Here is a 4099-nt window from a genome sequence, read left to right as displayed (position 1 = left end):
ACGGCCGGGGTGTCCGGTATCCGGAGCACCGTCGATGTCCGGTAATCGTGCGTGACCGACCGTCATGCGCGACGACTGTCCGTTTAATGCCGGTTGGGTATGCCCTCAATGTCCAATTTGTGAAACCAATTCGTCGCGCATGTGACCAAATTGAGATCCGTAATGGTCAGTTCCGCATCTCGCGGTGTCCGATAGTGGGACAGTCGAGCTCGGGTCACGGGTCACGCGCAGGGGTGCGCGCCGAACCTCGGGCGAGGAGGCACCTCATGACCGGGGCGAAGACTCCGGCCATCCCCCCTGTGGTGCCTCCGCGTTGAAACCACCTCAGGAGGCATCTCCCCATGCGCGGAGCAACCCCGGCCAAGTGGATCGTGGCCGCCACCGCTGTCGCCCTCGCCGCGACCGCCTGCAGCACGTCCGGCACGAGCGGCGACAAGGCCACCGCCAAGGACGGCGGCTCGATCGCCGTCCAGCTCGGCGAGCCGCAGCACGGCCTGGTCCCGACCAACACCGCCGAGTCCGAGGGCGCCGAGGTGCTGAACGCCCTCTTCGCCGGCCTGGTCGACTACGACGTCAAGACCAGCGAGCCCAAGCTCCGCGTCGCCGAGTCCATCGAGTCCCCCGACAGCAAGGTCTGGACGATCAAGCTGAAGGACGGCTACACCTTCCACAACGGCGAGAAGGTCACCGCCCAGTCCTTCGTCGACGCCTGGAACTACGGCGCCAACCAGGACAACGCGCAGGAGGGCCTGCCCTTCTTCGCCAAGATCGAGGGCTCCGAGGAGCTCGCCCCGGGCAAGGACAAGAAGCCCACCGCCAAGGAGCTCAAGGGCCTGAAGGTCGTCGACGACAAGACCTTCACCGTCTCCCTGACCGCGCCGTTCTCCCAGTTCAAGACCATGCTGGGCTACACCGCGTTCTACCCGCTGCCCAAGGCGTTCTTCACCGACCCCAAGGCCTTCGGCGAGAAGCCGGTCGGCAACGGCCCGTTCCAGATGGACGGTTCCTGGGAGCACAACAAGCAGATCAAGGTGAAGCGCTACGACGCCTTCCCGGCCGCGGACGGCAAGGCCAAGCTCCAGGGCGTCACCTTCAAGATCTACGACAGCCTGGACACCGCGTACAACGACCTGCGCACCGACGCGATCCAGATCACCGACAAGCTGCCCACCTCGGCGATGTCCACGGTGAAGTCGGAGTTCGGCGACCGCTACATCTACAAGCCGGAGTCCGGCGTCGGCTACATCGGCTTCCCGATCGCCACCAACCCGGCCACCTACGGCAAGCCGGAGATCCGCAAGGCGATCTCGATGGCCATCGACCGCGAGGCCATCAGCAAGACCATCTTCAACGGCAGCCGCGTCCCCGCCGACGACTTCATCAGCCCGCTGGTGGCCGGCTACCGCAAGGGCGCCCTGGGCGAGGCCGGCACCTACAACCCGGCCAAGGCCAAGGAGCTCTTCACCCAGGCCGGCGGTGTCCCGAACAACACCATCGAGCTGGGCTACAACGCCGACGGCGGCCACAAGGAGTGGATCGAGGCCGTCGCCAACCAGCTGAAGAAGAACCTCGGCGTCGAGGTCACCGCCAAGCCGTTCGAGAAGTTCGGCAAGATGCTGGACGCGCTCGGCGAGAAGCAGTACTCCGGCGCCTTCCGCATGGGCTGGTCGATGGACTACCCGTCCGCCGAGAACTACCTGCGCCCGATCTTCTCCAAGGTCGCCATCGACCAGGGCTCGAACTACGGCGGTTACGTCAACGACAAGTTCGAGAGCCTGCTCTCCCAGGCCGACCAGGCGAAGACCCAGGAGGAGGGCCTGAAGCTGTACCAGCAGGCCGACGACGTCCTCGTCCAGGACCTGCCGTACATCCCGGTGTACACCAACATGTCCTCCGCCGCGTACACCAAGTCCGTGAAGAACGTCGACACCGACGCCTTCGGCCGCATGGACCTGGCCAACGTCGAGCTCGCCGGCTGACCCGGTAGCAGACGACCGGGGGCGGGCGGCCGGGTCCTCGGACCCGGCCGGCCGCCTCCTTCCTTGCCCGAAAGTGTGGAGGTCTGATGGGCCGCTATGTCATCCGCCGACTGATACAGGCGATCCCTGTACTGCTCGGTGCGACGCTTCTGATCTACTACCTGGTGAACGCGCTGCCCGGCGACCCGGTGCAGGCGCTCTCCGGCGAGAAGCGCCCCGACCCGCTGGTCGCCGCGCTGATCCGCGAGAAGTACCACCTCAACGACCCGTTCCTGGTGCAGTACTGGCACTACATCAGCGGGGTCTTCACCGGCAACCTCGGTGAGGACATGCGAGGTCGCGCGGTCATCGACATGATCAGCGAGGCGCTCCCGTACACCGTCAACCTGGCCCTGGTCGCCTTCGCGATCGAGGCCGTGATCGGTGTGTCCGCGGGTGTGCTGGCGGCCCTGCGCCGGGGCAAGTTCCTCGACCAGCTGGTGCTGATCTCCACCCTCCTGGTCATCTCCGTCCCGGTGTTCGTGCTCGGCTCCGCGCTCCAGCTGCTGCTCGGCGTCAAGCTCCGCAACGACTACGGCATCGACTTCTTCCCGGTCTCCTTCCGGGAGGAGGACGGCCTGCGCGCCTACCTGCTGCCGGCCCTGGTGCTCGCCTCCACCTCGCTGGCGTACGTCGCCCGGCTGACCCGCACCAGCCTGATGGAGACCATGCGCGCCGACTACGTGCGCACCGCCGTCGCCAAGGGCCTCAGCCGCCGCCGGGTCATCGGCCGGCACGCGCTGCGCAACGCCCTGATCCCGATCGTCACCTTCCTCGGCGCCGACCTCGGCGCGCTCATGGGCGGTGCGGTCATCACCGAGAAGCTCTTCAACATCCACGGTGTGGGCGGCCTGCTCGCGCAGTCCATCTACAACAAGCAGGGCGTGGTCATCGTCGGTGTGGTGACCCTGCTGGTGCTGGTCTACCTGGTCGCCAACCTGCTCGTGGACCTGCTGTACGCCGTGCTCGACCCGAGGATCCGCTATGAGTGACACGATCGTCGTCGACCCCGAGGCCCCGAGCGGCAGCGCCGCCGCGGCCGGCGGGCAGGAGCCGAAGCAGAAGCCGGAGCGCGTCGCCAGCCTGTGGAGCGACGCCCTGCGCGACCTGCGCCGCAACCCGGTCTTCGTGATCGGCGCGACCCTGGTGCTCCTGCTGCTCGTCGTCTCGGCCGTCCCGCAGCTGTTCACCAGCGGCAGCCCGTTCGCCAACGACGCCTGCGACCTCGCGGACTCGCTGAAGCGCCCCAGCGCCGAACACTGGTTCGGCTTCGACGTGCAGGGCTGCGACGTCTACACCCGCACGGTGTGGTCGGCCCGCAACTCCATCGTGGTCGGCGTGCTGACCACCACCCTGGTGACTCTCGTCGGCTGCCTGCTCGGCCTGCTGGCCGGCTGGGTCGGCGGTGTGCTCGACAGCGTGCTGTCCCGCTTCACCGAGATCTTCTTCGCCGTCCCGTCGCTGCTCGGCGGCATGCTGATCATGTCGTTCTGGGGCTCCGGCAACGTGCTGTCGGTGTCGATGGTGCTGGCCGCCCTCGGCTGGCCGCAGATCTTCCGGATCATGCGCGCCTCGGTGATCGCCAACAAGCACAACGACTACGTGGTGGCCGCCAAGGCGCTCGGCGCGGGCAACCTGCGGATCACCTTCCGGCACATCATGCCGAACGCCGTCGCCCCGGTCATCGTGGTCTCCGCGATCAGCCTGGGCGTGTACATCGGCGCCGAGGCCGCGCTCTCCTACCTCGGCATCGGTGTGCAGCCGCCGCAGATCTCCTGGGGCCTGATGATCAGCGACGCCTCGAACCGCTTCCTGGAGGCGCCGCACGTGCTGCTCTTCCCGGCCGCGGCGCTGAGCGTCACGGTGCTGGCCTTCATCATGGTCGGCGACGCGGTCCGCGACGCCCTCGACCCGAAGCTGCGCTGAGAGAAGGGGTGACGATCGGATGACCACCGCCATCGAGACCAAGAAGACCGACCGGCTCGCCGTGGGCACGCCGCTGCTGGAGGTCCGCGACCTCCACGTGGAGTTCCGCACCCGCGACGGCGTCGCCAAGGCCGTCAACGGCGTGAACTACTCCG

The 4099-nt window shown here is 67.3% G+C and carries 3 protein-coding genes and 1 pseudogene; all 4 read left to right on the top strand.

The window, feature by feature from the left end; all coding sequences use genetic code 11:
* The first annotated feature begins 341 nt into the window (after positions 1-341).
* Positions 342-1979, top strand: coding sequence for a peptide ABC transporter substrate-binding protein (locus ABD353_RS24050; RefSeq protein WP_344625735.1), 1638 nt, complete (start codon positions 342-344; stop codon positions 1977-1979).
* 86 nt (positions 1980-2065) lie between these two features.
* Positions 2066-3010, top strand: a complete 945-nt coding sequence (locus tag ABD353_RS24045) for an ABC transporter permease (RefSeq protein WP_030273527.1) — start codon at positions 2066-2068, stop codon at positions 3008-3010.
* Positions 3003-3944 carry an ABC transporter permease gene (locus ABD353_RS24040; protein ID WP_344625734.1) on the top strand — a complete coding sequence of 314 codons (942 nt, stop codon included), beginning with the start codon at positions 3003-3005 and terminating at the stop codon, positions 3942-3944. Before ABD353_RS24045 ends, ABD353_RS24040 begins: the two co-directional genes overlap by 8 nt.
* A gap of 19 nt (positions 3945-3963) precedes the next feature.
* Positions 3964-4099: pseudogene (locus ABD353_RS24035) on the top strand (methionine ABC transporter ATP-binding protein); the annotation flags it as partial.

Source organism: Kitasatospora arboriphila (assembly GCF_039528095.1).
Lineage (GTDB): Bacteria > Actinomycetota > Actinomycetes > Streptomycetales > Streptomycetaceae > Kitasatospora > Kitasatospora arboriphila.
This window is presented reverse-complemented; position numbering and strand designations above follow the sequence as displayed.